The 4,495-nt window shown below is 66.9% G+C and carries 4 protein-coding genes; all 4 read right to left on the reverse strand.

Translation table 11 applies throughout. The annotated features are described in order from the left end of the window. A partial coding sequence (locus ACXJKR_RS25145; RefSeq protein ID WP_457325143.1) for an acyltransferase family protein occupies nucleotides 1-699 on the reverse strand: 699 nt, incomplete at its 3' end. Nucleotides 700-707: 8 nt separating this feature from the next. Continuing rightward, nucleotides 708-2,726 carry a prolyl oligopeptidase family serine peptidase gene (locus tag ACXJKR_RS25150; RefSeq protein WP_457325144.1) on the reverse strand — a complete coding sequence of 673 codons (2,019 nt, stop codon included), beginning with the start codon at nucleotides 2,724-2,726 and terminating at the stop codon, nucleotides 708-710. Nucleotides 2,727-2,808: 82 nt separating this feature from the next. After that, nucleotides 2,809-3,657, reverse strand: a complete 849-nt coding sequence (locus ACXJKR_RS25155; RefSeq protein ID WP_457325145.1) for a Tim44 domain-containing protein — start codon at nucleotides 3,655-3,657, stop codon at nucleotides 2,809-2,811. Nucleotides 3,658-3,714: 57 nt separating this feature from the next. Continuing rightward, nucleotides 3,715-4,419, reverse strand: coding sequence for an SDR family NAD(P)-dependent oxidoreductase (locus tag ACXJKR_RS25160; RefSeq protein ID WP_457325146.1), 705 nt, complete (start codon nucleotides 4,417-4,419; stop codon nucleotides 3,715-3,717). Nucleotides 4,420-4,495 lie beyond the last annotated feature (76 nt).

The following is a 4,495-nucleotide window of genomic DNA, read 5'->3' on the forward strand; positions in this document are numbered from 1 at the left end:
CAGGTACACAGGTTGCGCGGGCCAGTTCAGCAGGGCGGTGACAGACACCAGGCCCAACAGCAGATAGGGCCAGCGCGGCAGCACGCCGACCGTCAGCGCGAGCAGTGGCAGGACGCCGTAGAAGAACCACTCATAGGGCAGGGACCAGGTCACGCCGGCGACAACGATCTTGGTCACCTCGATCTGGTTGATCGGTGGGTTGCCGTACATCGTGAAGCCCAGCCAGCGCAGGGCCTGCTTGGTGACGGTGCGGGCCGGCTCATGCAGCTCGCCGCCCGACAGCACGGCGACCGTCGTGAACAGCAGCAGCATGACGAAGAGATACAGCGGCACGAGGCGCAGCACGCGCGACACGACGAGCTGCAGCCAGTCCAGCGGCCGCTGGCGGGCGGCGATCAGCTTGGAGAAGAACAGGAAGCCCGTGATCATGAAGAACAGGGCGACGCTGCTGTGACCCAGATGGGTGTAGAGCCGCGATGGCGGCAGCTTCCACTCACCACTGTGCTGATAGAAGTACCAGATGCAGCCGTGATGCAGGAAGACACCCAGGGCCAGATAGCCGCGCAAGCCGTCGATGCTCGCGAAGCGGCCCGGTGCGGGCGGCGCACCGACACGCCGCCGCAGCAGCGCCGCCGTGGCAAAAGCCAGCAGCAGCGCCGCAACCGCAGGCAGCGGGCTGACCGGGCCGAGCAGGTCCAAAGCCGGGCCTACTTCAGCACCGTCTGCTGCATGAACAGCACGGTGGCGTAGAACTGGAAGTCCTGGTTGTCCTTCTTCTGGAAGCCATGGCCCTCGTTGTCGGCGCGCAGATACCAGACCGGCGTGCCACCCTGGCGCACGGTCGCGACGATCTGCTCGGCCTCGGTGTAGGGCACGCGCGGGTCGTTCTTGCCCTGGATGACGAAGAGGGGCTTCTTGATCCGGACCGCGTTGGTCAGCGGCGAGATCTTGTCCAGGTGGGCCTTCATCGCCGGGTCGCGCTCATCGCCGTATTCAACCCGGCGCAGGTCGCGGCGGTAGCTCTCGGTGTTGTTCAGGAAGGTCACGAAGTGCGAGATGCCGACGACGTCGATGGAACCGGCGATGCGGTCGGCGTAGTTCGTCGACACGGCCAGCGTCATGTAGCCGCCGTAGCTGCCGCCGGTGACGAGCACGCGCGAGGCGTCGAGGTCGGGTTGGGTGGCAATCCAGTCGAGCAGGGCGCCGACGTCCTTGACCGAGTCCTCGCGCTTGAAGCCGTTGTCCATCGCCAGGAAGCTCTTGCCGTAGCCGCTGGAGCCTCGCACATTGGGCTGGATCAGTGCCATGCCGAGCTCCTGCACGTAGTAGGCGTTGCGGCCCAGGAAGCCGAAACTGGCCTGGGACTCGGGGCCACCGTGGATGGAGATCAGCACCGGGCGCTTGCCGGAGAACTTCTTCGGTGGGGCGGTGAGCAGACCCGAGATCATCGTGCCGTCAAAGCTCTTCCAGCGCACGATCTTCTGCTCGCTGAAAGCGGCAGTGTCGACACCAGGCGCGGCTGTGGCGCGCGTCCATTGCTGGACCTTGCCGTCCGTGCCCAGCGAATAGATCTGGCTCGGGCCCTGGGCATTGCTGATTGAGAAAGCGAGCTCACCGCGACCGTGGTGGTAGGAAGCGGCGCCGACATTGCCCTCGGGCAGTTTCGGCAGGGCGGCGGCCGGTACTTCCTTGGCAGTCGCCGCATCGAAGAAATGCAGCTCGTCGCGGCCATCCACATTGAACTGGGCCGCCAGCCTGGCACCGTCCTCGGTCAGCGTGACACCGCTGACGTCCCAAGGGATGTGGCTGCTGACACGGTCGATGCGGCCACTGGCGAGATCCAGCTTCATCAGCTCGCGGAACTCGCCGGCGCGGTCGCTGGCAATCCACAGCGAGCGGCCATCGGGCGCCCAGCCGGCGGGTGAGTAGGTGGCCTTGGCCTCCTGGCTGCCCGCCGTCGGCGCGACTTGCTTGGCCACGCCGCTGTCCAGGTCCAGCATCCAGATCTGCGATTCATTGGCCGACAGATAGCGCGTCAAGGACACCAGACGCTCGTCGGGCGAGGGGCGGCCGGCAAACCAGCCGCCGCCGTCCAGCTCGGCCAGCTTGCGCCGCGCCTCGGGCTTTTCGGGGTCCATCAACCACAGCGTGGTGGTGATCTTGGTGCGCGTGCCGCCCTGGGCGGTGCGGTCGATGGGCACCGAGGAGTAGACGAGCCGGCCGCTCCTGCGCAGCCAGGTGTTGATGGAGTGGCGCTCGTTGGGATTGGTCAGCAGCACTGGCTGAGCGCCAGCCTGGTTCAGCGGCAGGCGATAGAGCTGCGCGACTTCGTTGCCACCGGTGGCGCGCTCGAAGACGATGTACTGACCGTTGCGCGGTTCGTAGGTCGCGCGCACGACCGGGTCGATGCCGTCGGTGAGCTGCTCGCCATCGGTCAGCGGCGTCGTCACGCGAAAGATCTGCGCCGTGTTGGCACCGGCCTTGCGGTGGCTGACCAGCATCTCGCGCTGGGTCGGGTGCCAGTCGGCGAAGGCGTGGCCGCGGAAGTCGTTGTAGCGGCCGATGGCGTCAACCAGGCTCTGGGGCACGGGCGGGATGCCCTGGATGACCAGGTTCGCATTGGGCGCAACCACAGCCGTGGAGACCGGTGCCGGCGCAGGAGAAGAGGCGCAGGCGGCCAGCAATGCTGTGCCGAGTGCGCAAAGAGAAAGACGCAAACGAATCATGTGGGGCCTCAAAAGGAAATGGGCGCTCGAAGCGCCCATTCTCGACTGGCCCGGACTCGGGTCTAACCCGCTATGCCTTGGGTCATGCGGTCTGCTGGATGCCGGCAATCAGCCAGCCGTCACCGGCCTTGACCAGATGCCAGATCTCGTCGAAGTCCTCCGCGGCCTGTTCGCTCTTCTCGCGCACCAGGCCCGAGAAGCGCACGGAGACAATCTGTTCTCCGGTCTCCGTCGCGACATCGACGACGTTGGCTTCGAGCTGCAGCACCTCGGTGCGCTGAGCCTGTGCGCCGCGCTCCAGCAGATCGTGCTGGATGTTGGCGTACATCTGCGGCGTCGTGAAGCGGCGCAGGTCGGCCTGGTCGCCGGCGTCGTTGGCGGCCTGCAGGCGGATGAAGACCTGCTTGGCGAGCTTCTCGAAGCCCGCGGCGTCGAAGTCCGCGGGGGCTGCGGCAGCGCCGGAAACCGTGGCCGCTGCCGAATTCCACGCCGGCTCGGCTGCCCGGAAGTTGGCGCCGTTGGCGCCGGCGAGCTGCGGCTTCGGCGCGGCGAAGCGGCGCACCAGGAAGCGAATCACGAAGACCGCCACCAGGCCGAGCAGCACCATCGTCATGATGCTGGCCAGTTCGCCGCCAAAACCGAAGTGGCTGGCCAGCGCGGCCAGGCCCAGGCCTGCGGCCAGGCCGGCAATGGGGCCAAGCCAGGAGCGTTTGGGCGCCGCCGCGGGAGCGGCCGCGGGTGTTGCAGCAGCCTGTTTGCCGGGAGCGGCTTGCTGGGGCGCAGGCTGCTGGGCGGGCGGCGTTTGTGGCGCGGTCTGGGTAGGCACGCTGCGCTTCAGGCCACCACTGGAGAGGCGTTTGGCCTCGGCGTCATGGGCGGGCAGCGTGACGGCCAGCAGGGTGGCGAGGGTCACAGCAAAGATGCGGTTCAAGCGAGTTCTCCAGAAGCTTGGAAACGAACCGGCAGATGCAGGTTCGGATCAGGATTTTCAAGCGTCTCTGATATCGGAAACCACGGTTTTTCCGAAGTCTGGCCGCATGAGAAAGCGAACAATCGCCGCAGCCGTGTCGGCCGCCGTCTGCAGCTGGCCGCCATCTTTCAGGCCCTGGAAGCGGGTTTGCTCGGGGAACCGGGTGGGGTCGGCGCCGCGCAATTGCACCTGCATGTCGGTGTCGATGACGCCCGGCGCCAGTGAGACGACGCCGACGCCAGGCTCTTCCAGGGCCAGGGCGCGGCTGAGATGGTCCAGCCCGGCCTTGATGGCGCAATAGGCTGCGCTGCCGGCCATGGCGCGGCGGCCCAGGCCCGATGAGATGCTCAGGATGCGTCGCGTCGGCACGCCCACCGTTTCGGCCAGGAAGACACGGCTCAGCAGCGTTGGCGCTTCCAGGCCGACGCGCAGCGCGGCCGACAGGCTGGTGAGGTCGGAGGTCGCCAGCGGGCCGGGCTCGCTGAGCAGGGCGGCGTTGTTGACCAGCGTTGCACTTTCCCAGCGCTTGTTGRCGCGCAACCAGGCCTGCAGGTGTTCCGCAGCAGCAATCGGGTCCGCCAGATCAAGCGCCCATTGCTCCGCTTGCAGCGCCGGGTTGGTCTTGCGAGCGATGCCGATCACCGTGTTCTCGGCTTGCGTGAGCTGTTGAACCAGTGCCGCGCCCAGGCCGCGTGAACTGCCGGTGACGATGTAGAGATGCATGCTCAGAACTCCGGTGGGCAGATGAAGTGATGGTCGCCGATTCGCAGTTCGCTGGCATGCAGCAGCAGGCGTGGGC

Source organism: Roseateles sp. P5_E11, from assembly GCF_054049355.1.

Bases quoted from the DNA above. Each gene is read 5' to 3' on its own strand.
- ACXJKR_RS25150 (WP_457325144.1), bottom strand. From the start codon at position 2,726: ATGATTCGTTTGCGTCTTTCTCTTTGCGCACTCGGCACAGCATTGCTG.